This is a genomic window from Pseudomonas muyukensis, assembly GCF_019139535.1.
GTDB classification, from domain to species: domain Bacteria; phylum Pseudomonadota; class Gammaproteobacteria; order Pseudomonadales; family Pseudomonadaceae; genus Aquipseudomonas; species Aquipseudomonas muyukensis.
Genome location: NZ_CP077073.1, coordinates 1,905,978 through 1,932,941 on the forward strand (window position 1 = coordinate 1,905,978; position 26,964 = coordinate 1,932,941).

16 protein-coding genes are annotated in these 26,964 nt (G+C 65.9%); 5 read left to right on the forward strand and 11 right to left on the reverse strand.

Translation table 11 applies throughout. The features are described from left to right. Window positions 1–66: 66 nt before the first annotated feature. Window positions 67–3,186 (reverse strand): transglycosylase domain-containing protein, encoded by a 3,120-nt coding sequence (locus KSS95_RS08595; RefSeq protein ID WP_217853284.1) that lies wholly within the window; start codon window positions 3,184–3,186, stop codon window positions 67–69. Window positions 3,187–3,611: 425 nt separating this feature from the next. Here KSS95_RS08595 and KSS95_RS08600 point away from each other — a divergent pair, with 425 nt between their 5' ends. Further along, complete coding sequence (locus KSS95_RS08600) at window positions 3,612–5,030, forward strand: amino acid permease (RefSeq protein WP_217853285.1); 1,419 nt, start codon at window positions 3,612–3,614, stop codon at window positions 5,028–5,030. A gap of 146 nt (window positions 5,031–5,176) precedes the next feature. On the opposite strand, the gene KSS95_RS08605 is transcribed toward KSS95_RS08600, so the two are convergent. Then, a complete protein-coding gene (locus tag KSS95_RS08605) occupies window positions 5,177–6,796 on the reverse strand; it encodes an FMN-binding glutamate synthase family protein (RefSeq protein ID WP_217853286.1) in 1,620 nt (539 codons plus the stop codon). Window positions 6,797–6,977: 181 nt separating this feature from the next. On the opposite strand from KSS95_RS08605, the gene KSS95_RS08610 reads away from it, so the two are divergent. Further along, complete coding sequence (locus tag KSS95_RS08610; protein WP_217853287.1) at window positions 6,978–7,235, forward strand: type B 50S ribosomal protein L31; 258 nt, start codon at window positions 6,978–6,980, stop codon at window positions 7,233–7,235. Window positions 7,236–7,371: 136 nt separating this feature from the next. Here KSS95_RS08610 and KSS95_RS08615 read toward each other — a convergent pair whose 3' ends face one another. Next, window positions 7,372–11,652: a DEAD/DEAH box helicase gene (locus KSS95_RS08615; RefSeq protein WP_217853288.1), complete on the reverse strand. Its 4,281-nt coding sequence runs from the start codon at window positions 11,650–11,652 to the stop codon at window positions 7,372–7,374. A 191-nt stretch (window positions 11,653–11,843) separates the two neighbouring features. Between KSS95_RS08615 and KSS95_RS08620 the strand changes: the two genes are divergently transcribed. After that, window positions 11,844–12,257: an NUDIX hydrolase gene (locus KSS95_RS08620; protein WP_217853289.1), complete on the forward strand. Its 414-nt coding sequence runs from the start codon at window positions 11,844–11,846 to the stop codon at window positions 12,255–12,257. On the opposite strand, the gene metR is transcribed toward KSS95_RS08620, so the two are convergent. After that, window positions 12,241–13,158 carry a transcriptional regulator MetR gene (gene metR / locus KSS95_RS08625; protein WP_134693470.1) on the reverse strand — a complete coding sequence of 306 codons (918 nt, stop codon included), beginning with the start codon at window positions 13,156–13,158 and terminating at the stop codon, window positions 12,241–12,243. The two genes, KSS95_RS08620 and metR, sit on opposite strands and share 17 nt — an antisense overlap. A gap of 197 nt (window positions 13,159–13,355) precedes the next feature. Here metR and KSS95_RS08630 point away from each other — a divergent pair, with 197 nt between their 5' ends. Next, window positions 13,356–14,351 (forward strand): alpha/beta fold hydrolase, encoded by a 996-nt coding sequence (locus tag KSS95_RS08630; RefSeq protein WP_217853290.1) that lies wholly within the window; start codon window positions 13,356–13,358, stop codon window positions 14,349–14,351. Between the two features lie 26 nt (window positions 14,352–14,377). On the opposite strand, the gene aauR is transcribed toward KSS95_RS08630, so the two are convergent. The 6 genes from aauR to KSS95_RS08660 all read right to left on the reverse strand — a co-directional run bounded on the left by aauR (window position 14,378) and on the right by KSS95_RS08660 (window position 20,872). Beyond that, window positions 14,378–15,700 carry a two-component response regulator AauR gene (gene aauR / locus KSS95_RS08635; protein ID WP_217853291.1) on the reverse strand — a complete coding sequence of 441 codons (1,323 nt, stop codon included), beginning with the start codon at window positions 15,698–15,700 and terminating at the stop codon, window positions 14,378–14,380. Next, window positions 15,697–17,601, reverse strand: coding sequence for a two-component sensor histidine kinase AauS (gene aauS, locus KSS95_RS08640; RefSeq protein ID WP_217853292.1), 1,905 nt, complete (start codon window positions 17,599–17,601; stop codon window positions 15,697–15,699). Before aauS ends, aauR begins: the two co-directional genes overlap by 4 nt. Window positions 17,602–17,661: 60 nt before the next feature. Further along, a complete protein-coding gene (locus tag KSS95_RS08645; RefSeq protein WP_038706667.1) occupies window positions 17,662–18,396 on the reverse strand; it encodes an amino acid ABC transporter ATP-binding protein in 735 nt (244 codons plus the stop codon). Beyond that, window positions 18,393–19,064 carry an amino acid ABC transporter permease gene (locus KSS95_RS08650; protein ID WP_217853293.1) on the reverse strand — a complete coding sequence of 224 codons (672 nt, stop codon included), beginning with the start codon at window positions 19,062–19,064 and terminating at the stop codon, window positions 18,393–18,395. Before KSS95_RS08650 ends, KSS95_RS08645 begins: the two co-directional genes overlap by 4 nt. Continuing rightward, window positions 19,065–19,811: an amino acid ABC transporter permease gene (locus tag KSS95_RS08655; protein WP_217853294.1), complete on the reverse strand. Its 747-nt coding sequence runs from the start codon at window positions 19,809–19,811 to the stop codon at window positions 19,065–19,067. Between the two features lie 143 nt (window positions 19,812–19,954). Then, window positions 19,955–20,872, reverse strand: a complete 918-nt coding sequence (locus tag KSS95_RS08660) for a glutamate/aspartate ABC transporter substrate-binding protein (RefSeq protein WP_217853295.1) — start codon at window positions 20,870–20,872, stop codon at window positions 19,955–19,957. A 317-nt stretch (window positions 20,873–21,189) separates the two neighbouring features. Between KSS95_RS08660 and KSS95_RS08665 the strand changes: the two genes are divergently transcribed. Next, window positions 21,190–25,365: an NEL-type E3 ubiquitin ligase domain-containing protein gene (locus KSS95_RS08665; protein WP_217853296.1), complete on the forward strand. Its 4,176-nt coding sequence runs from the start codon at window positions 21,190–21,192 to the stop codon at window positions 25,363–25,365. A 16-nt stretch (window positions 25,366–25,381) separates the two neighbouring features. Here KSS95_RS08665 and glpD read toward each other — a convergent pair whose 3' ends face one another. After that, window positions 25,382–26,920 (reverse strand): glycerol-3-phosphate dehydrogenase, encoded by a 1,539-nt coding sequence (gene glpD, locus KSS95_RS08670; RefSeq protein WP_217853297.1) that lies wholly within the window; start codon window positions 26,918–26,920, stop codon window positions 25,382–25,384. Between the last annotated feature and the right edge of the window lie 44 nt (window positions 26,921–26,964).

A 26,964-nucleotide genomic window follows, 5' to 3' on the forward strand; every position in this document is an offset into this window, starting at 1 on the left:
ATATATCTCAACACAAGCCCTTAAATACGAATTATTACTATCTGATTATTCGATAGGTAGCCGCCGTCATGGCTGCGCGGCCACTTCCGGCGCCTTGCAGGCCGTAGGGTTGCCCGGTTCCAGGTACGGCATGAGGATCGGCGCCATGCCCTTGAGCACCTGTACCGGCAGCGCCGAAGTGAACTTGAAGGCCTCGGCCGAGCGCCCCGGCACGAACGCTGTCAGGGTGCCGAAGTGGTTGTCGCCGAGGAAGAACACGAAGGTGGCGGTGCGGTTCAGCGAGCGCGAACCAATCAGCCGGCCGCCGGCGCCGAAGCTTTCGATGCGGTTGTCGCCGGTGCCGGTCTTGCCGCCCATCACCAGCGGCGTACCGTCGTGCAGCTTGAAGCTGCCGGAGATGCGCCGCGCGGTGCCGGCATCGACCACTTGCGACATGGCGCCCTTGAGCGCCCGCGCCACTTCCACCGGGAGGATTCGCTGGCCGCGGTCGGGGTCGCTGATCAATTGGGTCTCGTAGGGCGTGTTTTGGGCGAAGTGCAGGGTGTCGATGCGCAGGGTCGGCAGGCGCACCCCGTCGTTCTGGATGATCCCCACCAGCTCGGAAAGGGCGGCGGGGCGGTCGCCGGAGCTGCCGATGGCAGTGGCCAGCGATGGCACCAGATGGTCGAACGGGTAGCCGACGCGTTTCCAGCGCTGGTGGATGTCGGTGAAGGCCTCGATCTCGACCATGGTGCGTATGCGGCTGTCGCGGGCGCCCTGGTGGCGGCTCTTGAACAGCCAGCCGTAGACTTCCTGGCGCTCGAAACGGCTGGCGTTGAGGGTGTCCTTGAGCGAGGCGCCGGGGTTCTTCAGCAAGTAGCCGAGCATCCACAGGTCCAGCGGGTGGACCTTGGCGATGTAGCCCTGGTCGGGCAGGTCGTACTTGCCGGGGCCATAGGCATCGTACATCTCCACCAGGCGGCCGTCGGTGAGCTTGGCCGCGGCCAGCTTGTCGCCCTTGCTGTGGGCGCGGACGAAGGCGTTGAAGGTTTCCTGGCTGGCCTCGGGGAACAGGTAGCGGTGCACCGCGGCCAGGCGCTGCGGGGTTACCCGCAGGCTGTCGAGGAAGGTGTCCAGGCGTTGCTGCGAGGTCTTGCGCTGGTATTTCTTCCAGAACCGCATCATGTAGTTGGTGCCTTCGCGGTCGGCGAAGCGCGCCAGGTATTCCTGGCGGCGCGGGTCGGTGTCGTCCTTGAGCAGGGGCTCGCGGTTGAACGGCTGCTGGTAGGTGACATAGCGCACGATGTCGCGCATCAGGCGGATGAACGGCAGGTTGATCGATTCGCGCAGGGCATCCTTGAGGGTTGGGTTGCGGCCGTTGTCTTCCTTGCGGAAGTTGTTGAACACATGCATGCCGCCGCCGGTGAAGAAGGCCTCGCCGGTGTTGGCCGAGTACTTGCGCTCCAGCGCCGCGTCGAGCATGGCATCCAGGCTCTGGTTCTTGCCGTTGAGGCTCAGCCACTCCAGCGACCATTGGCTGATGCGGTCGAGCTCGGCCACCGGCACCTTCTTCAGCTCGGCGGCGGGCTTGCCGGCGTACTTGTCGTGCAGCTCGGCGACGATCTCCAGGTAGGTGGTGAGCACTCGCAGCTTGGCGGTGGAGCCCAGCTCCAGCTTGCTGCCTTCGTTGATGTCGAAGGGCTGGTTGGTGCTGTCGGTCTGCACCCGCACCCGCGAACCGTCGGCGGTGCGTTCGAACAGGGTGAAGCTGTAGCTCACCTGGTCGGTGGTCTTGGCGGTGAGCAGGCGTTCACCGATCAGGCCGATCTGCGCGGCGAACTCGGGGTCGGCGAGGTTCTTCAGGTACTGGCTGACCTGCACCTGCAGGTCGGCCTGCAGGGTGCTGGTGGCCGACAGGTCGAGGCGGTCGAGGTCGTACAGCGGGCGGTTGAGCATGGCCGCCAGGCGGTTGCGGGCCAGGCTGATGCCCTTGTTGGTGATGATCGGCACGATGGTCGGCTGCGCCACCCAGTCGCGGTACACCGCCTTGCTGGCCAGGGCGGCGTCGGCCAGGGGCCGGTCGATGATGGCATTGGCCGCCAGCACGCGAATGTGCGAATCGGTGAGCTCGGCCAGCTCCAGGCGGCCCTTGGACAGGTAATGCGAAGGGCGGCGCTGGGCGATCATCAGCGACAGCACCTGGCGCAGGGCCAGGCCACGCTCGGCCAGGCTCTTGTCATCGGTGGCGCTGCCATTGAGCGCCTGGTTGACCTGGTCGAAGTCGGCGCCGTACCACACCCGCAGCCCCTCGGCCATGCCGTGCACTTCGCCATGGCCGGGCACCGCCGACAGCGGCACGCTGTTGAGGTAGTCGCGCACGATGCGTTCGCGCGCCTCGGTGGTGTCGGGCCCGCCCTGGTAGGCACGCACGCTGGCCGACAGCATCTGGCGGATCTTCTCGGCGCCGGAGACGGTCAGCCCGTCCGGCGAGTGGCGGTACTTCTCCAACTGGGTGGCCAGGGTGCTGCCGCCGGCGGACTGGCCGGGCAGGGCCAGGTACTTGGCCACCTGGCTGTAGGCGGCCTTGGCGAAGCGCGGCCAGTCCACCGCCGGGTTGTTTTGCGGGTCCTTCGGGTCGAGCAGCTCGCGGTTCTCGATGAACAGCAGGCTGTTGACCATCACCGGCGGGATCGCCGCGAAGTTCGGGTACAGGTGTTGCGGGTAGTTGTACTGGTACAGCGTGTCGCCGCGGCAGTCGGTGATCGACAGGCCGGCCTGGATCTTCTCGATGTAGGGCACGAACAGGCCGTGCTCGACATAGTTCATCAGCGCCGGGGAGAAGCGTACCTGCTGGTTGATCAGGTAATCGCGCTTGAGCAGCCGCGGCAGGAACTCGCCCAGGGCGCTGTAGCCCAGGCGCTTGTCGAATGGGCCCTCGCCAGGATAGACGATGGCGTCGCTGGGGCCGGGCTCCAGGGCGTAGGTCAGGGTACTGGCCAGGCGGCTGAATTCGCGGGACTGCACGCGCGAGGTCTGGACTTCGTCATAGACGGCAAAGCCCACGGCGACCATGGCCACCAGCAGGATCAGCAGGATCAGCCGCCACCACAGGCGACGCTGGCGTGGGGTCTTGGGCAAGGGGGCTTCAGCCTGAGGTGCTTTGGGTGCTTCCGTTCTGGTTGGTTCCGATTGCCACAGTGCGCCCATAGTCTTGAGTCCGGCCAGGTATTTTCGCGTTGCTTGTCTGAAGCTTAGACGGTGGCCAGATTTGGTGAAAAATTTGTAGGACGCATCGGATCGCTACGTAAAAAAATGCGCCTTTGGTGCGACTTCCATTCTTCGGCAATGTTGTTAAGGTAGCTGCCCCATTCCTGTGCATGGGCGGAGCGAGGCCGAAATGCCCCTCCGTGCCAGGGCTTTTGGCCGAGAATTCTCGCCAAATTTCCTGCTTTATATAGTGAAAAGCCCTACATGCGCCTTCCTATACTGCTCGACCCCTTCGACCTGCCGGCGCCCCGTGCCCGGTGGATGGGTTGGCCCACAAGGCCGCCTGGCGTGACGACGCCCCGCCTATCGGCCGGGCCGGTGCTGCACGAAGGTCAAATCCAATAACAAAATGAGGTTGTATTGCTATGTCCGTCGGCAACCACCCTGCCCATGGCGAGTCCGCCCAAGGCGGCCCGCTCAAGCGCGAGCTGGGCGAACGGCACATCCGTCTGATGGCCCTTGGCGCTTGTATCGGCGTCGGTCTGTTCCTCGGTTCGGCCAAGGCCATCGAAATGGCCGGCCCCGCCATCATGCTGTCCTACATCATCGGTGGCCTGGCCATCCTGGTGATCATGCGCGCCCTCGGCGAGATGGCCGTGCACAACCCGGTCGCAGGCTCCTTCAGCCGTTACGCGCAAGACTACCTTGGCCCGCTGGCCGGCTTTCTCACCGGCTGGAACTACTGGTTCCTGTGGCTGGTGACCTGCGTTGCCGAGATCACTGCGGTGGCCATCTACATGGGCATCTGGTTCCCCGACGTGCCGCGCTGGATCTGGGCGCTGATGGCCCTGGGCAGCATGGGTGCGATCAACCTGATCGCGGTCAAGGCGTTCGGTGAGTTCGAGTTCTGGTTCGCCCTGATCAAGATCGTCACCATCATCGCCATGGTGCTCGGCGGCATCGGCATCATCGCCTTCGGCTTCGGTAACGACGGCGTGGCCATGGGCATCTCCAACCTGTGGAGCAACGGCGGCTTCATGCCCAACGGCGTGACTGGCGTGCTGATGTCGCTGCAGATGGTGATGTTCGCCTACCTGGGCGTGGAAATGATCGGCCTGACCGCCGGTGAGGCACGCAACCCGCAGAAGACCATCCCGCAGGCCATCGGCTCGGTGTTCTGGCGCATCCTGCTGTTCTACGTGGGCGCGCTGTTCGTGATCCTGTCGATCTACCCGTGGAACGAGATCGGCAGCCAGGGCAGCCCGTTCGTCATGACCTTCGAGCGCCTCGGTATCAAGACCGCCGCCGGCATCATCAACTTCGTGGTGATCACCGCCGCGCTGTCGTCATGCAACGGCGGTATCTTCAGCACCGGGCGCATGCTCTACAGCCTGGCGCAGAACGGCCAGGCCCCGGCCACCTTCGCCCGCACCTCGAAGAGCGGCGTGCCGCGCAATGCGCTGTTGCTGTCGATCGGCGCGCTGCTGCTGGGCGTGCTGGCCAACTACCTGGTGCCGGAGAAGGTGTTCGTCTGGGTGACCTCGATCGCGACCTTCGGCGCGATCTGGACCTGGGTGATGATCCTGCTGGCGCAACTGAAGTTCCGTGCCGGGCTGAGCAGCGCCGAGCGCAATGCGCTGAAGTACCGCATGTGGCTGTGGCCGCTGAGCTCGTACCTGGCGCTGGCGTTCCTGGTGCTGGTGGTGGGGCTGATGGCGTACTTCCCGGATACCCGCGTGGCGCTGTACATCGGCCCGGCGTTCCTGGTGTTGCTGACGGTGCTGTACTACACCTTGCGCCTGGCGCCTAAAGAGGCCCAGGGCGTGGTGAGTACCGCCTCCTGATGAACGAAGCCCCGGCCAGTGCCGGGGCTTTGTTTTTGTGGGTCGGCTTGCACGCTGCAGGAGCCAGCCTTGCTGGCCAATGGCACCGGCTGCGCCGGTGTTCGCCGGCAAGGCCGGCGCCTACAGTGATCTATCGAAAAAAACGATCAGGCCGCCACCTCGCTGTGTGGCTCGAAGCTGTCGGCCCGGGCCAGCTGCCACATCCGCGAATAGAACTGCCCATTGACCTCGCCGGTGAGCAACTCGCCGGGCTTGAGGAACACGTGCATCTGCGAGAACAGCTTGATCTCGGTGGCCGAGATCCGCCGCACCAGGTGCTTGGCCTCCAGTTGCGCCGGGTGCTCCAGCCCCGCCGCGGCAAGCATCTCGGCCAGGGCGCGCAGGGTGTTGTGGTGGAAGTTGAGCACCCGCTGGGCCTTGTCCGGCACCACCAGGGCGCGCTGGCGCAGGGCATCCTGGGTGGCCACGCCGGTCGGGCACTTGTTGGTGTGGCAGCTCTGCGACTGGATGCAGCCGATGGCGAACATGAAGCCGCGCGCCGAGTTGGCCCAGTCGGCGCCGATGGCCAGCACGCTGGCGATGTCGAAGGCGCTGACGATCTTGCCGCTGGCGCCGAGCTTGATCTTGTCGCGCAGGTTCAGGCCCACCAGGGTGTTGTGCACGAACAACAGGCCTTCGCGCAGGGGCACGCCGATATGGTCGGTGAACTCCACCGGTGCCGCGCCGGTGCCGCCTTCCTTGCCATCGACGACGATGAAGTCGGGGAGGATGCCGGTCTCCAGCATGGCCTTGGCGATGCCCATGAATTCCCACGGGTGGCCCAGGCAGAACTTGAAGCCCACCGGCTTGCCGCCAGACAGCTCACGCAGCTGGGCGATGAACTGCATCATTTCGATGGGGGTGGAGAACGCGCTGTGGCGCGAAGGTGAAATGCAGTCCTCGCCCATCATCACGCCGCGGGTCTCGGCGATTTCCTCGGTCACCTTGTGCTTGGGCAGGATGCCGCCATGGCCGGGCTTGGCGCCTTGGCTCATCTTGATCTCGATCATCCGCACTTGCGGGTTCTGCGCCTGGCTGGCGAAGCGCTCGGGGTCGAAGCGCCCGTCCGGGGTACGGCAGCCAAAATAGCCGCTGCCCAGCTCCCAGACCAGGTCGCCGCCGTGTTCGCGGTGATAGGGGCTGATGCTGCCCTCGCCGGTGTCATGGTGGAAGTTGCCCAGCTTGGCGCCCTGGTTGAGGGCGCGGATGGCGTTGGCGCTGAGCGAGCCGAAGCTCATGGCGGAAATGTTGAAGATCGACGCCGAGTACGGCTGGCTGCACTGCGGGCCGCCGACCACCACGCGGAAGCTGGCTGGGTCGGCCAGCGGCGCCGGGCGCATGGAGTGGCCGATGAATTCGAAGCCCGACTCGTAGACATCGATCAGGGTGCCGAAGGGTTTGTCCGAGGCCTCGTTCTTGGCCCGGGCGTAGACCAGCGAGCGCTGGGCGCGGGAGAAGGGCAGCGCATCGCTGTCGGACTCCAGCAGGTACTGGCGGATCTCCGGGCGGATGCCTTCGACCAGGTAGCGGATGTTGCCGAGGATCGGGTAGTTGCGGCGCACCGCGTGGCGTTGTTGCAGCAGGTCGAACAGGCCGACCAGGCTGAGCACCCCAGTGGTCAGGGTGAAGGGCCACAGCCAGTCGTGGGCGAGCAATGGCAGGCTGGCGAGGGTGAACAGCACGCAGGCGGCGAAAAAGGCGTAACGGCTGAGAAGTGACAGGCTCATACGGGGTCCTTGCGAATGGCGCGGTCAGGCTCAGGGGCCTGGGGCAAAGCCCGACCATAGCCCGGTTGGGCGACGCTTTGCCAGCGTGCAGGGGAATGGAAAAATGAAAATTAGGGTATCGAAAATCATTCGCATTATAGTATGTTATAAAGTATCAATTTGATCTTCAGGAGATTGCATCATGAAAGCTGGCATCCATCCCGCGTATCGTCCGGTGCTGTTCCACGACACGGCTGCCGATGTGTACTTCCTGATCGGTTCGACGGTGGACACCGATCGCACCCAGGTGCACAGCGATGGGCAGACCTATCCGTACGTGGCGCTGGATGTGTCCAGTGCCTCGCATCCGGTGTATACCGGGCAGCAGCGCAAGACCACCGTGGAAGGGCGGGTGGCCGGGTTCAACAAGCGCTTCGCCGGGTTCCAGGCCAAGCGCTGAGTGCGGACCGCTTGGCCTTGCTGGGGTCGCTTTGCGACCCTTTCGCGACACAAGGCCGCTCCTGCAGAAAGAAGTCGTTCGGTCCCCTGTAGGAGCGGCCTTGTGTCGCGAAAGGGCTGCAAGGCAGCCCCAGCAATCAATAGCCCATGCGCAACAACTGCTGGCGCCAGTGCGCCTGCTCGCTCGCCGAGGCTTGCCCGGCAAATTGATACCGCCCCGCCACCCGGCTGGCGACCGGCACACCGTCCCGGTACAGCACCCGATTGCCCGCCACCGCCGGCACCTTGGTCCCCGGCAGCAGGCTGCCCACCAGGTTCAGCGGATCGCAGCCGCTGACCACGACCAGTTCCCCGTCCGGCGCGCGTTTGCGTACCTGGCGCAGCAACCCAAGCGCCTCCGGCAAGGCGAATTGCTCGCCTGCCAGCCCGGCAATGAAGCGCCCACCGCGAACCTCGCCACGGGCCTCCAGGCGGTGATAGCAACGCAGCAGCTCGCGCCACGCCGGCAACACGTCGCTCTCGCGCTCGAGCAAGCGCCAGCACATCACCCCGTAGCGGCGCAGCAGGCTGCGGGCCACATGCTCCAGGCGCTGGTCGCTGTCGAGCGTGGCGCCCGCGCGACGCAGCAAGGCCCAGCGCCCGGCATGGACCATGCTGCTCGACAAGGGCGGGTGGCCGCGTCGGCTGTTGCGCGCGGAGCGTTTCGCCGCCGGGGTGATCAGGCTGCGCAGGCCGCTGAAACCATCGGCGCCCACCAGGCCCGAGCCCACCAGCGCTTGCAGCGCCGTTTCCAGCTCGCTGGGCAGCAGGTGCGCTTCATGGCTCAGCTCATCGAAGAACAGCGCGCCCTGTGCCTGCAGTGCCTGCAGCACCCGCTGCGCGCGGGCGCCCAGTCGCTCGAGGTCGGGCGCCGGGGCCAGGCTGCGCCAGAGCCCGAGGTGCTCGCGCGGCAGCAGCACCAGGGGGGTGCTGGTCAGGGTGCTGGTCGATAGCGTCGCCGCCAGCCGGCTCCAGGCCCACTGGCCGCTGTGGCAGGCATCGTCCAGCCAGTGCGGGCTGTAATCCTTGATCCGCGCCGGCAGCAAGTCGCTTTCCCAGGCCCCGGCGGCGGCGGGGAAACCTTGCAACTGGGCGAGCACTTCGCCGACTGCCTGCGGTCCGCGCAGGCGGGTGTCGCCGGCCAGGTGCTGCCAGTCGCACAGAAAGCGCAGGTAGTCCTGCAGGCTGACCGGTTCTATCTCCTGGCGCAGACGCTTGACCGTGTAGCGATGAATGCGCGCCAGCAGGTGCCGTTCGCACCATTGCAGGTGGGCCTGGCCGGGGCTGAAGTGGCCACGCAGCACATAGCCTTCGCCTTCCAGGCGGGCCAGGGCCTGTTGGCAGTCGCTGCTGGCCAAGCCCAGGGGATGGCTGATCTGGTCCAGGGTCAGCGGGCCGAAGCCGCTGAGGCGCGAGCGCAGCAGCTCGGTCAGCGCCGTGTCGTGATCGACCGGCGCGTCGAAGCCCGGCAGTGGCGGCACCTGCGGCTCCAGGCCGGTGTCCGGATACAAGGTGCGCATCGCTTGCAGGCGCTCGCGGGCCAGCCACAGCCCCTGCGCGCCGTTGTCGAGGCGACAGGCGCGGCCCGCCTGGGCCAGTTGTCGAGCCCAGTCGGACCAGCCGTGATTGGTATCGACCTCGGCCTGGGTGATGGCGCCCAGGCTCATCAGCGCCTCATGCATCTGGTCGGCATCGCCCACCTGTGGCCAGGCCTGGGCCTGTACCGCGGCAATGGCATCGGCATCCAGCGCGCCAAGGTCGTCGGCGCTGTGCACCTCGCGCCAACGGCGGTTGAGCACCGCCTGGGTGCGCCGTTCTTCCAGCGGCGCGTCGTCGAGGAAGGTGTAGGGGCGGGCGTTGAGAATCGCCGAGGCCAGTGGCGAGGGCGCCGGCAGGTCGCGGCTGAGCAGGCGTACCTCGCCGCGCTCCATGCGCTGCAGCAGCGCCAGCCAGCCTTGGCTGTCCATGGCTTGGTGCAGGCAGTCATCGAGGGTTTGCTCGACCAGCGGGTGCTCGGGGATCTGCCGTTCGCCGACGATGTTTTCCAGGCAGGCGATCTGGTCGGGGAACACGGCGGCCACCAGGTCCTCGCTTTTCATGCGCTGGATCTGCGGCGCCACCTTGCGTCCGCCCACATAGCGCGGCAGGGCCAGGGCCACTGCCGCGTTCCAGCGCCAGCGCACGCCGAACAGCGGGGCGTCGAGCAGGGCCTGGACCAGGATCGGTTCGGCGCTGCGGCTGTGCAGGTAGCGCCATACCTCGTCCAGTTCGAAGCTGTGGCTGGTGGACAGCGACAGCACGATGGCGTCCTCGCTGGCTGCCGCCTGCAGTTCGAAGTTGAAGGTGCGGCAGAAGCGCTTGCGCAGGGCCAGGCCCCAGGCGCGGTTGATGCGGCTGCCGTAGGGCGAGTGGATGATCAGCTGGGTGCCGCCGGACTCGTCGAAAAACCGCTCCATCACCAGGGTCTGTTGCGAGGGCAGGGCGCCGAGCACCTGCCAGGTGCGGCCCAGGTAATCGAGCAATTGGCTGGCGCAGGCGTCGTCCAGGGCATAGCTGGCCTGCAGCCAGGCCAGCACCTGCTGCCAGTCGCCGGCCTGCAGTTGCTGGTCGAGCCGCTGTTGCAGCCGGGCCACGGCGGCGGACAGCTCGTCGCTGCGCCCCGGCGCCTCGCCGAGCCAGAACGGAATGGTCGGCGGCAAGCCATGGGCGTCCTCGACCCGCACCCGCCCGGGCTCGACGCGCAGGATGCGATACGAGGCGTTGCCCAGCTGGAAGATGTCGCCGGCGATGCTCTCGACCGCGAAGTCCTCGTTGACGCTGCCGACATTCAACGCCTGGGGTTCGAGCAGCACGGCGTAGTCGGCGGTCTCGGGGATGGTGCCGCCACTGGTCAGCGCGGTCAGCTGGGCGCCCCGGCGCCCGCGCAGGCTGGCATTGACCGCGTCGCGGTGCAGGTAGGCGCTGCGCACGCCCTGGCGGCCGTTGTAGCCCTCGGCGAGCATGCGCAGCAGGGCCTGGTAATGGGCCACGTCCAGCCCTGCGTAGGGGCTGGCCTGGCGCAGCAGGTCGAACAGCGCGGCCTCGCTCCAGGGTTGGTTGCTGACTTCGGCGACGATCTGCTGGGCCAGCACATCCAGCGGCGCGCGGGGGATGTGCAGCTCATCCAGCTCGCCTCGGCGCACGCCGTCGAGCAGCGCCACGCATTCGATCAACTCATCCCGCGAGGTGGGGAACAGCCGCCCCTTGGGCACGCCGTCGACCTGGTGGCCGGAGCGGCCGACCCGTTGCAGGAAGGCGGCGATCGACCCAGGCGAGGCGATCTGGCACACCAGCTCGACCTCGCCGATATCGATGCCCAGCTCCAGCGAGGCGGTGGCTACCAGCACCTGCAGCGCGCCAGCCTTGAGCCGTTGCTCGGCGGCCAGCCGGTGTTCCTTGGCCAGGCTGCCGTGGTGCGCGGCCACCGCGTCGTTGCCCAGGCGCTCGCCCAGGTGGCGGGTCAGGCGTTCGGCCAGGCGCCGGGTGTTGACGAACACCAGGGTCGTGCGGTGTTCGCGGGCGAGGGTGGCGAGGCGGTCGTAGACCAGCGCCCAGACATCGCTGGCCATCACCGCGCCCAGCGGCACTGGTGGCACCTCCAGGGCCAGGTCGCGCTGGCGGACATGGCCGATATCGACGATGGCGCAGGGCCGCCCGTGGCCGACCAGGAACTGTGCCACCCGCGCCACCGGGCGCTGGGTGGCGGACAGGCCGATCCGCCGCAACGGCCGCCCGGCCAGGGCCTGCAAGCGTTCCAGGGACAGCGCCAGGTGACAGCCGCGCTTGTTGCCGGCCAGGGCGTGGATCTCGTCGACGATCACCGTGTGCACGCTGGCCAGGCCTGCGCGCCCCGAGGCCGAGCCGAGCAGGACATAGAGCGATTCGGGCGTGGTCACCAGGATGTGCGGCGCCAGCTTGCGCATGGCCGCGCGTTCCTTGTGCGGCGTGTCGCCGCTGCGCACGGCGGTGGTGATGCGCGGGGGCTTCAGGCCAAGCTGTTCGAGCTGCTGGCCGATGCCGGCGAGCGGCGCGTCGAGGTTCAGGCGAATGTCGTTGGACAGCGCCTTGAGCGGCGAGACGTAGACGATCTGGGTCTGTGCCGGCAGTTCGCCGTTGTGCGCCAGGCCCTGGCGGAACAGCTCATCGAGCACGGCGAGGAAGGCGCTGAGGGTCTTGCCCGAGCCAGTCGGCGCGGCCAGCAGTGTCGACTGGCCCGCGTGAATCAGCGGCCAGGCGCGGGCCTGGGCCTCGGTGACCGTGGCGAAGCGCTGGCGAAACCAGGTGGCGACGGCGGGGTGGAAGCAGTCGAGCACCGGGTGGAGCTGGGCGGGGAGGTTCATGGGTCGGTTATGGCCGGTGGCTGGCGGATTGGCAAGGGGCCGTTCGTCCGGTGGCCTGAGGCTGACAGGCGCTGTCGAGGCGCAGGCCTTGCCGGCTACGGCGCTGGGTTCGCCAGCAAGGCTGGCGCCTACGGTGTGTGAAATGCGCCGACGAGGTATCCTGCGTCGCCCCAAGCCATCACGAGCCTGTCATGTCCAAGATCATCCACATCGCCGCCGCCCTGCTCATCGACGCCCAGGGCCGTACCCTGCTGGTACGCAAGCGCGGCACCCAGGCCTTCATGCAACCGGGCGGCAAGATCGACGCGGGTGAGTCGCCGGCCCAGGCGCTGGTGCGCGAGCTGCACGAGGAGTTGGGCCTGCGTGTCGACCCGGCCCAGGCTGTGCACCTGGGCCAGTTCAGCGCCCCGGCCGCCAACGAGCCGGGCTTCGAGGTTAACGCCGAGCTGTTTCGCGTCGACTGCTCCGCTGCCGTGGTCCCGGCCGCGGAAATCGAGGAAGTGACCTGGCTGGCCGCCGACCAGGCCAGCACCCTGAACCTCGCCCCGCTGACCCGCGACCTGATCCTGCCGTTGTGGCGCGAAAGCCTCAGCGCACCGCGCTGACCCCGTCGAGGGTGGCGAACGAGGTGTCCTTGGCGGTCAGCAGGAAGTCGCGCATGTACGGCGCATCGAGCATGTCGGTACGCACTGCCGCATAGAGCGTGGCGAACAGGCCTTTCTCGCCCAGGCGCTTGCCCTTCACGTAGCCCCGCGAGCTGTACTCGTGCAGCGCCCAGTGCGGCATACCGCACACGCCACGGCCGCTGGCCACCAGTTGCATCATCATCACCGTCAGCTCCGAGGTGCGCACCGCCGCCGGCTCGATGTCGGCCGGTTCCAGGAAGCGGGTGAAGATGTCCAGGCGGTCGCGTTCCACCGGGTAGGTGATCAACGTCTGGTCGAGCAGGTCCTGGGGCACGATGTACGGCTTGCTGGCCAGCGCATGCTGGTTGGCCACGGCGAGCATGGCCTCGTAGGTGAACAGCGGCACATAGGTGATGCCGGCCAGGTCCAGCGGATCGGAGGTCACCACCAGGTCGAGGTCGCCGCGGGCCAGGGCTGGCAGCGGGGCGAAGGCGAAGCCCGAGGCCAGGTCCAGTTCCACCTCTGGCCAGGCGTCGCGGAACTGGTCGATGGTCGGCATCAACCACTGGAAGCAACTGTGGCACTCGATGGCCATGTGCAGGCGCCCGGCGGTGCCGCCGGCCAGGCGGGCGATGTCGCGCTCGGCGCCGCGCAGCAGCGGCAGGGTGGCGTCGGCCAGTTGCAGCAGGCGCAGGCCGGCGCTGGTGAAGCGGATCGGCTTGGTCTTGCGCACGAACAGCGGCAGGCCCAGGCGCTCTTCCAGTTCCTTGAACTGGTGCGACAGCGCCGACTGGGTCAGGTGCAGGCGTTCGGCGGCCTCCACGAGGCTGTCGGCCTCGCGCAGGGCATGAAGGGTTTTCAGGTGGCGGATCTCAAGCACGCTGGCTCCGGGAGCAATCTTTGAGGGGAAAGGCTAGGGTGTTGAGTTTCCCTCATGTTGGCCTGCATTGTCGACTGACGCACGCCCACCACCGCCGGGCAAGGTTCACGAAACTGTCACGGTTTTGTGGCAGCGCGCTCGAACGGATTTCATCAGACTCGCGCTCTACTGGGGATCTGCATTCTGGTGTTTCTTTCATGCGGGCGTTTTTACTTTTCTTCCTTCTACTGGTCAGCGTGCCGGCGAGCTTCGCCGAGGGCCGCTGTGACGTTCATGTGCCGATGCAACGGGCCGAACTGGGCGAGCTGAGCCTGGTCTACCAGAGCGTCGGTGCGCCACGCGACCCGGCGCTGCTGCTGGTGATGGGCTTGGGCGGGCAATTGATCCACTGGCCGGACGACGTGGTCGAGGCCCTGTGCCGCCAAGGCTTTCGAGTGATCCGCTACGACAACCGCGATGTCGGCCTGTCGCGCTGGAACCAGCTACCGGCCTCGGCCAACCTGACCGTCGAACTGCTGCGCTACAAGCTGGGGTTGCCGGTGTCGGCGCCTTATACCCTCACCGACATGGCCGATGACGGCGTGCGCCTGATGGATACGCTGCAGATCCGCCAGTTTCATGTGCTGGGGGTCAGCATGGGCGGCATGATCGCCCAGCGCATCGCCGCCATGGCGCCGCAACGGGTGCGCAGCCTGACCCTGGTGATGTCCAGCTCGGGGGCTGCCGGCCTGCCGGCACCGAATCCAGCGCTGGTGCAGTTGCTGGCGCGGCGCAGTGCGCCGAGCCGCGAGGTGGCGATCGAGCAGCAGGCCGACCTGCTGGCGGCGCTGGGCAGCCCACAGGTCAGTGACGATCGCGCCGTGTTGCGCCAGCAGGCGGCGCAGGCTTATGACCGGGCGTTCAACCCTGACGGGGTGAAGCGGCAGATCATGGCGATCCTGGCTGAGCCGAGCCGAGTCGAGTTGCTCAACCAACTGCGGGTGCCGACGCTGGTGGTGCACGGCACGGCCGACCCGTTGCTGCCGGTGATGCATGGCGTGCACCTGGCGGCGCACATCCAGGGTAGCCAGTTGCGACTGATTCCAGGGCTGGCTCACCGCTTCCAGGAGCCGTTCAAGGCGCCGTTGCTGGGGGCGGTACTGCCCTACCTGCAAGCGCACCGGCAGGAGGGCACCCATATCGCCGGGCTTTGAGGCGGCGTGGGATTGATAGTCGAGGGTTAGCCAAGCCCGTACTTCTTCACCTTGTCGAACAGCGTGGTCTTGGCCATGCCCAGTTCCTGGCTGGCCTGGCTGAGGTTGCCACCGGTGCGTTGCAAGGCGTCGCTGAGCAGGTTGCGCTCGAATGCCTCCACCGCTTCGGCAAAACCCAGCCCCTGGCTGGCTCCGCTGCCCTTCTTGAACGCCGGCAGGCCCAGGGCATGGCGTTCGGCAACGTTGCGCAGTTCGCGCACGTTGCCCGGCCAGTCATGGGCCATCAGCTGCGACAGGGTCTGGCTGTCCAGGGTCGGCGCCTCGCGGTCGAAACGCAGCGCCGACTGCTGCAGGAAATGCTCGAACAACTGCAGGATGTCCTCGCGCCGTTCACGCAGCGGCGGTAACTCCAGGGTGACCACGTTGAGGCGGTAGTACAGGTCGCTTCTGAACTGGCCGCTCTGGCCGAGGCTGGCCAGGTCGGCCTTGGTCGCGGCAATCACTCGGCAGTCCACCGCGATGCTCTGGTTCGACCCCAGGCGTTCCAGGGTGCGCTCCTGCAGCACCCGCAGCAGCTTGATCTGCAGGTTGACCGGCATGCTTTCCACCTCGTCGAGGAACAGCGTGCCGCCGTTGGCGTGCTCGATCTTGCCGATGCGCCGCTTGCCGGCCCCGGTGAAGGCGTTGGCCTCGTGGCCGAAGATCTCGCTTTCGAACAGGTTCTCCGGCAGGCCGCCGCAGTTGAGCGCCACGAACGGCTGGCCCTGGCGTCGGCTGAACTCGTGCAGGCAGCGGGCGACCAGCTCCTTGCCGGTGCCGGTCTCGCCTTCGATCAGCACGTTGGCCGAGGTATCGGCGACGTTGGCGATCAGTTCGCGCAACTGCTCCATGGCTGGCGAGCGGCCGATGATGCGGCCTTCCAGGCTGCTTTGCTCGGCCAGTTGGCGGCGCAGGGCGAATACCTCGCGGGACAGCCCGCGTTGTTCCAGGGCACGGCGTACCACGTCGACCAGGCGCTCCGGGGAGAACGGTTTCTCCATGAAGTCGTAGGCGCCATTGCGCATGGCGCCGACTGCCATGTCGATGTCGCCGTGGCCAGTGATCAGCACCACCGGCAGGCTGCGGTCGCGGGCCTTGAGGCGGTTGAGCAGCTCCAGGCCATCGATGCCCGGCAGGCGGATATCGCTGACGACGATGCCGGCGAAGTCGTCGCCGATGCGCTCGAGGGCCTGCTCGGCGCTGCCGACGCCTTCGCAGGCGATGTCTTCCAGGGCCAGCGCCTGCTGGCAGCCGAGCAGCACATGCGGGTCGTCTTCGACGATCAGAACGGTAAGAGGCGCTTGGTTCATAGGGGTTCAGCCAGTTCGCTAGGGGGCGTGACCAGGGGCAGGGCCAGGACGAACGCAGTACCGCCACTGGCGGGGTGTTCGACGCTCAGGGTGCCTTTGGCGGCGGCGGCCAGGCTCGCCGACAGGGTCAGGCCCAGGCCCAGGCCGTGCTCGCCCGGTTTGGTGGTGAAGAAGGGTTCGAACAGGTGCTTGCGCGCCTCGGCGTCGATGCCGTGGCCGTTGTCGCGCACCCGCAGACGGTATTTGTCGCCTTGTGCCTCACCCTCCAGCCACAGTTGTGGCAGGGGCTGGGTGGCCATGGCATCGAGGGCGTTGCCGATCAGGTTGACCAGGATCTGCTCCAGGCGGGTCTGGTCGATGGCCAGTTGCTGGTCGTCGAACTGCGCGTGCAGTTGCAGGTGGCAGGCGCTGATGCGATTGCCCAGTACCTGCAGCGAGGCCTGCACCGCCTTGTCCAGCGAGGCCTGGCCGCTGTCGTCGCCACGCCGGGCAAACGAGCGCAGGCTGGCGGTGATGCGGCCCATGCGGTCGATCAGGTCGTTCATGGTGCGCAGGTTGGCGCTGGCGGTTTCCAGGGCTCCGCGTTCGAGGAAGCGCACGGTGTTGCCGGACAAGGTACGCAGCGCCGCCAGCGGCTGGTTGAGCTCGTGGGCGATGCTGGTGGACATCTGCCCGATGGCTGCCAGCTTGCCGGCCTGGACCAGCTCGTCCTGGGCGTGGCGCAGGGTCTGTTCGGCGTGGCGGCGCTCGCGGATCTGGCCCTTGAGCCGTTCGTTGCTGGCGCGCAAGTCGGCGGTGCGCTCGGTGATCTTGCGTTCCAGCTGGCTGTTGGCTTCTTCCAGTGCCTCGCGGGCCGCCAGGCGGGTGGCGATCACCTTGCGCCGCTCGTTCCAGGCAATGGCCAGGATTGCCAGCAGGGCGAAGGCGACCCCGACCAGGATGCCTTGCACCATCGATTCGCGGCGCAGGTCCTGCAGCGGGGTGAGCAGGGTGAAGTGCCAGGGCGTGTCGGCCAGGCGCCGGGTCTGAGCCAGGTAGGCCACTTCGCGCGGCTTGCCGTGCTCGGTCTCGCTGTTGGCCGGGAAGGTGAGCTTCTCCACGCCGTCGGCCAGGGTTTCCCGGGCCAGTGGTTGCAGTTCGTTGAGTGGCCACCAGTAGTACTGCAGGCTGCGCGCCAGGCGCTCCTTGATCTGCGGGTTGAGCGGGCGCACCGACTTCAGCCGCCGGGTGGGGTCGCTGGAGAGGATGATGATGCCGTTCTCGTCGCTGACGAAGGCTTCCAGGCGCGCGCGCTGCCAGCGCTCCTCGAGGGTGTCCAGGCGTACCTTGATCACCGCCACGCCAATGATCTTGCCGTGCTCCTCCAGCCCGTGGGCGAGGTAGTAGCCGGCCTCGCCGGTGGTGCTGCCGATGCCGTAGAAACGCCCTGGCTCGCCGCGCACGGCAACCTGGAAGTAGGCGCGGAACGCCAGGTCCTCGCCGAGGAACGAGTCGGCATCGCGCCAGTTGCTGGTGGCCTGGACCCGGCCGGAGGTGTCGAGGACGAAGATCGCCCGGCTGCGGCTGCGCCGGTTCAGGCCCTCGAGGTATTCGTTGACCGTCTGGCGGTCACCGGCGTCGGGGTCGGTGAGCAGGCGCGAGACGCTGTCTTCCAGCTCGAGCAGGCTGGGCAGGTAGGTGTACTTGCTGATTTCGCTTTCGACCGTGCGCGCGTGCAGCTCCAGCTGGCGCTCGCCGGTTTCGCTTAGGGTGCGGATGCCGTTGCTCTCGCTGATCAGGAAGCCGGCCAAGCCCAGCCCGACCATCAGCAGGATGACCAGGGGCGGGACGAGCAGTTGGCGGATCAGACGGGATTTCACGGCAGGCTGGGCAGGGCGAAGGAGCGAGGGGTCGCATTTCATCACAGTGGCCTTGTCACCACCAGCATCCGCTGCCCGGCAGGGCCGGGCAGCGTCGCCTGCTTAGTGTTGCAGGATCTTGCTGAGGAAGTGCTGGGTGCGCTCGTGGCGGCCTTCGGGGTTGCCGAAGAAGTCTTCCTTCTGGCAGTCCTCGATGATGTTGCCCTTGTCCATGAAGATCACCCGGTTGGCGACCTTGCGCGCAAAACCCATCTCGTGGGTCACGCACATCATGGTCATGCCTTCGTGGGCCAGCTCGACCATCACGTCCAGTACTTCGTTGACCATTTCCGGGTCCAGCGCCGAGGTCGGTTCGTCGAACAGCATGACGATCGGGTCCATCGACAATGCGCGGGCGATCGCCACGCGCTGCTGCTGGCCGCCCGACAGCTGGCCGGGGTGCTTCTTGGCGTGGGCGCCGAGGCCCACGCGATCGAGCAGGGCCAGGCCCTTCTTGGTGGCTTCCGCCTCGCTGCGGCCGAGCACCTTGCGCTGGGCGATGGTCAGGTTCTCGGTGATGCTCAGGTGCGGGAACAGCTCGAAGTGCTGGAACACCATGCCGACCCGCGAGCGCAGCTTGGGCAGGTTGGTCTTCGGGTCGGCGATGGAGGTGCCATCGACCACGATGTCGCCTTTCTGGAACGGCTCCAGGGCGTTGACGCACTTGATCAGGGTCGACTTGCCCGAGCCGGACGGGCCGCAGACCACCACCACTTCACCCTTCTTGACCTCGGTGCTGCAGTCGGTCAGTACCTGGAAGTCCCCGTACCACTTGTTGACGTTCTTGATGGAAATCATACGGTGATCCTTTTTTGCAGGCGCTTGACCAGCCAGGAAGCGGAGAAGCTGATGATGAAGTAGACGACACCGGCGAAGATCAGGAACTCGTGGGAGCGCCCGATGATGTCGCCGTTGGCGCGAGCCGAGTTGAGGAAGTCGACCAGGCCCACGGTGTAGACCAGCGAGGTGTCCTGGAACAGGATGATGCTCTGTTGCAGCAGCAGCGGGGTCATCTTGCGAAACGCCTGGGGCAGGATGATCAGGCGCATGCACTGGCCGTAGCTCATGCCCAGCGCTTGCGCGGCGCCCATCTGGCCTTTGGAGATCGATTGCACGCCGGCGCGGACGATCTCGCAGAAGTACGCCGCCTCGAACATCATGAACGCCACCACGCAGGAGGTGAACGCACCCACCGGGGTGTCTTCACCGGTGATCCAGCGCAGGACGAAAGGCACCGCCAGGTAGAACCAGGTGATCACCAGCAGCAGTGGGATGGAGCGGAAGTAGTTGACGTAGGCGCCGGCGACGTTGGCCAGCAGCTTGCTCGACGACAGCCGCATCAACGCCAGGATGGTGCCCAGGGCGATACCGCCAACCACGCCCATGACCATCAGTTGCAGGGTCAGCAGCATGCCGTCCCACAGGGCGGGCAGCGCGGGGATGATTTCGCTGAAATCCATTTCCATTTACTTGCCCCCCACGGAAATCAGGCCAGGCACGGCGACTTTCTTCTCGACCATGCGCATCAGCAGCATCAGGCCCATGTTCAGGGTGAAGTAGATCAGCGTGGCCAGGGTGAACGCCTCGAACAGGTTGGCGGAAAACTCGGCGGTCTGCTTGGTCTGCGCCAGCAGCTCCATCAGCCCGATCAGCGAGGCCACCGAGGAGTTCTTGAACACGTTCAAAAATTCCGAGGTGAGTGGCGGGATGATGATCCGGTAGGCCTGGGGCAACAGTACGTTCATGTAGATCTGGGTCAGGCTGAAGCCCATTGCGCGCCCGGCTGACTCCTGGCCGCGGGGCAGCGCCTGGATGCCGGTGCGCACCTGCTCGCAGACACGGGCGGCGGTGAACAGGCCCAGGCAGATGACCACGCTGATCAGCGCCGAGGTGGTCGGGTTGAGGTCCTGCTTGAACCACGCCTGCAAGCCCTCGGGCAGCAGGTCCGGCACCAGGAAGTACCAGATGAACAGCTGCACCAGCAGCGGCACGTTGCGGAACAGTTCCACGTAGGCGGTGGCAATCCCTGACACCAGACGGTTGGGCACGGTACGCATCACGCCGAGCAGCGAGCCCAGCAGCAAGGCGATGATCCAGGCGGAGATGGCAATGGCGATGGTCCAGCCCAGACCGGTGATGTACCAGTCCAGGTAGGTTTCGCTGCCCACGCCGGTGGACTTGAAGAACACGCCCCAGTCCCAGTTGTAATTCATCGGGATTTCCCCTCAGACGATTGTTTCACGGGCACTCTCGAGCATCCGAAGGTGCAGGGCACCCTCGGATGAAAGGTTAGACACTTAATGAGTGGCCTGTCGGATCGATTCGCGCGGATGGGCGCCAGGCCACTATTTGCCGGTCAGGACTTCTTCTCGTCCGCGGCCTTGTCGGTCGGCTCGGCGATCAGCTTCTTCAGCTCGTCGCTCATCGGGAACTGCAGGTTCAGGCCTTTTGGCGGGATCGGCTGCTGGAACCACTTGTCGTAGCTCTTGTTGACCTCACCGGACTTGAAGTAGGCGACGATGGCCTCGTCGACCGCTTTCTTGAACGCCGCGTCTTCCTTGCGCACCATGCAGCCATAGATTTCGTACGACTGCGGGGTGCCGGTGATGACCCAGTCGGACGGCTTGCGGGCCTTGGCCATTTCACCGGCCAGCAGGGCGTCGTCCATCATGAAGGCCACGGCACGGCCGCTTTCGAGCATGTTGAAGGCTTCGCCGTGGTCTTTGGCCGAGATCACGTTCATCTTCATCTGCTTGTCGGCGTTCATCGCCTTGAGGATGCGCTCGGAGGTGGTGCCGGCGGTGGTCACCACGTTCTTGCCGGCCAGGTCGGCGAAGTCCTTATAGGACGGCTGGCCATCCTTGACCTTGGTCAGCAGGCGGGTGCCGACCTCGAAGATGCCCACCGAGAAGCCGACCTGCTGCTGGCGCTCGACGTTGTTGGTGGTGGAGCCGCACTCCAGGTCCACGGTGCCGTTCTGCACCAGCGGGATGCGGGTTTGCGAGGTGACCAGGTTGTACTTGACCTTGATGTCGGTGCCCAGTTGCTTTTTCAGGGCTTCGACGACGGCCAGCTGGATGTCGTGGGAATAGCCTACTGGTTCTGGCTTGCCGGCCAGGTAGGAGAACGGAATGGAGGAGTCGCGGTGGCCCAGGGTGATGGTGCCCGAATCCTTGATCTTCTTCAGAGTACCGGTGAGCTCTTCGGCCATGACCGGCGATGCGATGACAGCGGCCGCGATGGCGGCGCCCAGCAATTGACGAACGATGCGCATCAAATTTTCCTCGACGTGTTTGTTTTTTTTATGGAGCCGTTGGCGGACTCTTTCGTTCAACGAATACAGCATGAAGCGTGGTGCATTCGGCTACCAAGTGTAGAGCATGACTCGTGCCAAGCCCTGATGCCGATCATAACGCCGTGAAATTCAAGGGTCTCATGCTTTTGTGACGATAAGCGAAGGCAATGGTGGGGGCGGATTTCCGAATGAATACTGTTTTAGTGTTCGGAAATCCGAATGAATTGAGGCCTAAGTACCGCAACAGTGCCGACTCGACGTGATGTCCTGTGGTTTTTCACGCAGAAGGTCACGCCATGAATGCCGAGAATGTTTTTGCCCAGGACTCGATCGACCACTTTATTGCCCGGCGCCTTCCCGCTTGGCTGAAGGTAGCCGCCACCGACGAGGCACAGCACAAGCAGAAGCAAGAACAACTGAACGCCTACCATCAGGCGTTGCGTACCCAGCAGGACTGCGCGCAACGCCTGGGCAACCTGTTGGGCGCCATTGCGCCCCTCGATGCTTTCGCGGCGCCGCGCCTGGAAAAGGCGCTGGCCGATGCCGGTCTGCACAACGTGGATGTCCGCACCGCCCAGGTCATCATCCACCAGGAAATCCAATACCCTTCCGCCGCGGAAAAAATCCATGTGCCCAGACGCACGATCACCTCCCGGCAATCCTTGTTGGCGGCCGCGCTGCACAACTACCATGAAGCTGAAACCAAGCGGTCGATTTTTCGTATCGCGCTTCTGCGCGGCCAGCACAAGGCCCCCTTGCCGCTCAGTTTCGAGCGTTTTGCCAGGCTTTGCCGGCAACTCGACCTGGGTGGCGCTTACCAAGCGTTGCTGCACGGCGTGCTTGCGCCCAAGGCCCACCCAGGTCAGGCGCAAGGCGAAGGGCGTCGGCGGGTCGAGCAGCTGTTCCAGGACACCCTGCGGGCAAGCCTGGAGGCCGCGGTGCACGAGGCGCGCATCAAGGGCGAGCTGGAGCAGCCCTGCTACCAGCGCCTGCTGCCACTGTTCACCACCACTACAGGCGCAGCCAAGGTCACCGACGACATCACCCCGCGGCAGTTGCGCCTGTTGGGTAAAGTCATCGTCGGGGTGGTCACCGTGCAGCTCGAGGCCCGGGAGGGCCAGCCGGCGGCCGTCATCGCCTGGATACCGGGCGATCCATTGGGTGCACTGAGCGTGCATGAGTCCTGGGCGAACCTTTACGCAGTGTTGGCCGAGCGTTTGCGAGATCGGGCTTACCAGCAGTTCTTCAGCCGTTTTATCAGGCAGCGGGACCGGGTGGCGTTCGCTGTTGCCCTGGCCAGGGCCGTCATCGATACGGCGGCAGGCCAAACGCCGGAGCTGGATGGGCGTAACCTGCCCATCGATACCGCCTGGGCGTCCCACGTGCGCAGGCTGCAGGTGGAAAAACTCTATGACGACGCGCGTTGCCTGGCGGTCCCCACCGGTGAAGAGGACTTGCAGGATCGCCACGAGCGGCTGGAGGGCATGCTGGCCGCCGGGATGGATCTGCTTGGCCTGGCCGGGCTGTTCATTCCGGTGGTGGGGGAACTGCTGCTGGCCGTCAGTGCCTTGCAGGTCGCCGAGCAGGTGTATGAAGGGTACAAGGACTGGCGGCTGGGCGATCGCCAGGGGGCGCTGGACCATGCCTTTGACGTGGCAGCCAACCTGATTCTTTTCTCGGCGACCGCGCATGTCGTGCCGGCGGTGGCCCGTGTCGCCTCCGTCGATGGGTTATGGCCGGTGGCCTCGGCGTCCGGAGAACTGAAGCTGGCCAAGGCAATGCCGAGTGTGCAGCGCGAACAGAGCCTGTCGGCGTTGATGGACGGTTTGTCCGGGGGGATGAGTGGCGAACTGCTGGAGGAGGAGGCCCGCAGTCTGTCGAGCATCACCGGTATTTCCCATGAACAGGTGCGCCGTCTTGCTGCCGAGCAGGCGCCTGCACCCGCCAGGTTGCTCGATAGCCGTGAGCGCCTTGCGGCCTACCAAGCAGACCGGACGCTCACTCGCGAGGCGCTGGCGGCGCGGCTGGCCAGTGCCGAGGAGGGCGTCTCCCACGAGCAGTCGCTGTTGATGACGGCGTTCTCCGGACTGACCGCCCGCGGCGCGCAGGAGGTCATCGAGCAGGCCTGCTCGGTGCAACTGGACCGGTTGCGAAGCACCGCCCGGGTGCCCTTGGCCATGGCTGAGCGCGCGCGCTGCCAGGTGCGGGACACCCGTGTCGACCTGGCCTGTCTCGGGATTCGCCAGGCGCGGGCGATCAATGCCGATACCGAGCGGCTTGTGCTGGGGCTGATCGAGCGCAAGCAGCCTTGGCCGGCGGACACCCGTATCGAATTGCGCAGCGGCAACAGCCAGGGGTTGCTGCTGAGCCAGAGTCGTGCGGGCGAGGCGGCGCAGGTGAAACAGATAGTCCGTGATGAGGCTGGCTATCGCTTGGCGGATGCAGAACGAGCCCCTGAAGGCACTGAGGGGCACCTGCTCGCGGCAGTGCTGCGGTGCCTGAGTGAAGGGCAGAAAGCCGCCATGGGGCATGCGAACCTGTCGAGCTGGCAATTGCGCGACTGGTTGCTGGCGGCGGCCAGCGCCGACCGCGAACAGGCCGCGCAGATTATCGGCCTGGTTCGCCCGGGGGGGCGGGTCCTGCCGCCGCGCAGGTTTGGCGACGGACGCCTGGGGTATGCCTTGAGCACCGGTGGCGAAAGCAGCCAGCAGGCGATCAGACGAGGTATCCACCGCATTTTCCCGACGCTCAGCGAGGTGCAGCTGGAGTCCTATCTCGCTGCCGTGCGCAGAAGGGGCGAGAACCCATGGGACCATTACCAGCGGTTGCAGCAGCAACTCGATCAGTTGCGTGAGTCGCTGCGCCAATGGCAGGCCGACTGGCAGACCCCCATGGATGCCATACGCCGCCGTCGCGTCGCCGACACGTTCAGGCGCAGCTGGCGGCGTAAACTGGTGGATGGCAACGATCAATACGAGTTGAGCATCGATGGCGAGCATGTCGGGCAGTTGCCGCCATTGCCTGAGGGCATTGAGTATGCCCATGTGCGCCGTCTGGCGCTGCGCGACATGCAGTTGCAGGTTATCGAGCCGGGTTTTCTAGGCCGCTTTCCCAACCTGGTCGACCTTGACCTGAGCCACAACCGGCTAACCCGTGTCCCGGAGGGGATTGAGCAACTGACCCAACTGCGCAGGGTCAATCTGGGTGACAACCGCATCGCCCTGGGCGACGCATCACCCAACCGGCTCGCCCAACTGGTGCGGCTGGACACCCTGATTCTCAGCTACAACCCGCTAAATGGGCTACCTGACCTGTCCGCCCTGCCGCATGTGCGCGATGTACGCCTGCGGGCCACCGGCCAGGTGGACATGAACGAAGTGCATGAGCACCTGACGCTGCGGGCGCATATCGACCTGCGCGACAACCGGATTCGCGAGCTGCAGCGAGAGGTGCGTGGAATGCGCCAGCGCCTTCAGGGCGTAAGCCTGCATGAGAACCCATTGACGGAGCAGAGCGCTGCGTTTCTTGACGAGGTGCGCGGTATTGCCAGCCCGGGGGCCAGAGGCAGTGCCTCCTATGTGCATGAAGCGCCCGATGCCGATACCCGTGCCAGTTGGGTCGCGACCAGCAGCGACACTTTGCGTTTGCAGCGCGAGGCGACCTGGAACCGGCTGTTGGAGGAGCACAACTCGAGCGGATTGTTCCAGTTTCTCGCCGACTTCGCTGAAAGCGAGGAATTCAACGACAACCCCCGTGGTTATCGACGACGCGTCTGGAACATCCTTGAGGCCTGCGAGCACAACGAGGGGCTGCGCGAGCACGTGTTCAGCGAGGCCCAGGCGCCGAGAAGCTGCGAGGATCGCCTGGTCTATCTGCTCAACCAGCTGGAGACGGGTGTCCTGGCGTACGAGGGCATGGAGGGGGTTCCTGCTGCACTCAAGGAGCGGCGCTACCTGCGCCTGGGCAGGCAGTTGCATCGACTTGACCTGCTCGATGACATAGCCGCTCGTCATGCACGACAGATGCGCGCACAAGGGGTACGTAATGTCGATGAAATAGAAGTGCAGCTGTATTACCGCTCGAGGTTGGCGCGATCGCTCGATTTACCAGTTGCCCCGGACGAGATGCACTACCCGGCTTTCGCCAATGTCGCGGTCGTGAGTCTCAGGCGAGCGGAGCTCGACGTGCTGGGCGCCAACACCGATGCCGCCATTCGGGACGCCCTGGTCGAGCGTCCCTATTGGCAGCAGTACCTGCGTGAAACCTATGCCGATCGCTTCAAGGTGCAGACCGAGTCATTCCACACCCGCCTGGAAGCGCTCGAGGCACAAGCCAGGGCGGGGCAGGAAGCCGGTTATGAAGCGAGTGCCGAAGCCTTGATGAAAGAACATCTCGCGCTGGAGAAAGAGCTGATACGCGCCCTGACCGAGGAGGCCTGGGCGCGTCATCATCCCGATACTGACGGCGTCTGAGGGCTGCAAAGACGGTTCACGCTGCAGCGGTGCTGGTCAGGGCCTGGAGGCGCTGTTGCAGATAGTCTTTCAGGGCCTGCTGCTCGGCGGCGCTGGTGAACAGGCCCAACTTGGTGCGGCGCCAGAGGATGTCCTCGGCGTCGCACGCCCATTCCACGCGGCACAGGTAGTCCACTTCGTGGGAGAACAAGCCGCCGCCAATGGCCTGGCCGAGGCCGTCGGGTCCATGGACGCCGTCGAGCAACTGCCAGACGCGGCTGCCGTAGGTCAGCACCCAACGGCGGGCGATATCGACCGGCAGCCAGCCGTGCTGGGCCAGTACGGCGTCGACCAGGGCCTGCACCGACGTCATCTGCTCACCGCCAGGCAGCGCCGCGCCTGCGGTCCAGCTGCCGCGCATCTGGGTGAAATAAGGTTTGAGCTCGGCCATGGCCGACTCGGCCAGCTTGCGGTAGGTGGTCAGCTTGCCGCCGAATACCGACAGCAATGGAGCCTGGCCCTCGCTGGCGGACAGTGCCAGCGTGTAGTCGCGGGTGACCGCCGAGGGGTTGTCCGACTCGTCGTTGCACAGTGGGCGCACGCCTGAGTAGGTATGCACAATGTCGCTGCGGTCGAGTTGGTGATTGAAGTGTTCGTTGACCACGGTCAGCAGGTAGTCGGTTTCCTGCTCGGTGATCGCCACCTTGGCCGGGTCGCCGCTGTATTCGCGGTCGGTGGTGCCAATCAAGGTGAAACGCTCCAGGTACGGGATGCAGAAGACGATGCGCTGGTCTTCGTTTTGCAGGATGTAGGCGTGTTCGCCCTCGTACAGGCGCGGCACGATCAGGTGGCTGCCCTGGATCAGGCGGATACCGTACGGCGCGTCGAGCTTGAGGTCGTCCTTGATGAAGCTGGCCACCCACGGGCCGGCCGCGTTGACCAGGGCGCGGGCGCGAATGGTCTGCAGGCTGCCGTCGGCGTGCTGCAGATCCACCTGCCACAGACCGTCGATGCGCTCGGCACGCAGGCAACGGGTGCGGGTGCGGATGTCGGCGCCTTTTTCCCGGGCGGCCATGGCATTGAGCACGACCAGACGGGCATCGTCGACGGCACAGTCGGCATATTCGAAGCCGCGGGTGATTGCCGGCTTGAGCGGGTAGCCCGGGCCGAAGCGCAGGCTGCGCGAGGCGCCCAGGCGCTTGCGCTTGCCCAGGTGATCGTAGAGGAACAGGCCGGCGCGGATCATCCAGGCCGGGCGCAGGTGCGGACGGTGCGGCAGCACGAAACGCATCGGCTTGACGATGTGCGGCGCCTTGGCCAGCAGCACTTCGCGCTCGGCCAGGGCTTCGCGCACCAGGCGGAACTCGTAGTGCTCCAGGTAGCGCAAGCCACCGTGGATCAGCTTGCTGCTGGCCGAGGAGGTGTGCTGGGCCAGATCGTCCTTTTCGCAAAGGAACACGTTGAGGCCACGCCCGGCGGCGTCGGCAGCGATGCCCACGCCATTGATGCCACCGCCGATCACGGCGAGGTCGTAGCAGTCGTGCAGGGGTGGCTGGGACGAAACGGGCTGGGACACGGGCAAGGCCTCCTGGGGCGTTCGCATCGAATGCGAACATTGAT

What these genes read in the sequence shown, in the direction of transcription:
- KSS95_RS08595 (WP_217853284.1), bottom strand. Translation starts at nt 3,186, where the DNA reads ATGGGCGCACTGTGGCAATCGGAACCAACCAGAACGGAAGCACCCAAA.
- KSS95_RS08600 (WP_217853285.1), top strand. Translation starts at nt 3,612, where the DNA reads ATGTCCGTCGGCAACCACCCTGCCCATGGCGAGTCCGCCCAAGGCGGC.
- KSS95_RS08605 (WP_217853286.1), bottom strand. Translation starts at nt 6,796, where the DNA reads ATGAGCCTGTCACTTCTCAGCCGTTACGCCTTTTTCGCCGCCTGCGTG.
- KSS95_RS08610 (WP_217853287.1), top strand. Translation starts at nt 6,978, where the DNA reads ATGAAAGCTGGCATCCATCCCGCGTATCGTCCGGTGCTGTTCCACGAC.
- KSS95_RS08615 (WP_217853288.1), bottom strand. Translation starts at nt 11,652, where the DNA reads ATGAACCTCCCCGCCCAGCTCCACCCGGTGCTCGACTGCTTCCACCCC.
- KSS95_RS08620 (WP_217853289.1), top strand. Translation starts at nt 11,844, where the DNA reads ATGTCCAAGATCATCCACATCGCCGCCGCCCTGCTCATCGACGCCCAG.
- KSS95_RS08630 (WP_217853290.1), top strand. Translation starts at nt 13,356, where the DNA reads ATGCGGGCGTTTTTACTTTTCTTCCTTCTACTGGTCAGCGTGCCGGCG.
- aauR (WP_217853291.1), bottom strand. Translation starts at nt 15,700, where the DNA reads ATGAACCAAGCGCCTCTTACCGTTCTGATCGTCGAAGACGACCCGCAT.
- aauS (WP_217853292.1), bottom strand. Translation starts at nt 17,601, where the DNA reads ATGAAATGCGACCCCTCGCTCCTTCGCCCTGCCCAGCCTGCCGTGAAA.
- KSS95_RS08645 (WP_038706667.1), bottom strand. Translation starts at nt 18,396, where the DNA reads ATGATTTCCATCAAGAACGTCAACAAGTGGTACGGGGACTTCCAGGTA.
- KSS95_RS08650 (WP_217853293.1), bottom strand. Translation starts at nt 19,064, where the DNA reads ATGGAAATGGATTTCAGCGAAATCATCCCCGCGCTGCCCGCCCTGTGG.
- KSS95_RS08655 (WP_217853294.1), bottom strand. Translation starts at nt 19,811, where the DNA reads ATGAATTACAACTGGGACTGGGGCGTGTTCTTCAAGTCCACCGGCGTG.
- KSS95_RS08660 (WP_217853295.1), bottom strand. Translation starts at nt 20,872, where the DNA reads ATGCGCATCGTTCGTCAATTGCTGGGCGCCGCCATCGCGGCCGCTGTC.
- KSS95_RS08665 (WP_217853296.1), top strand. Translation starts at nt 21,190, where the DNA reads ATGAATGCCGAGAATGTTTTTGCCCAGGACTCGATCGACCACTTTATT.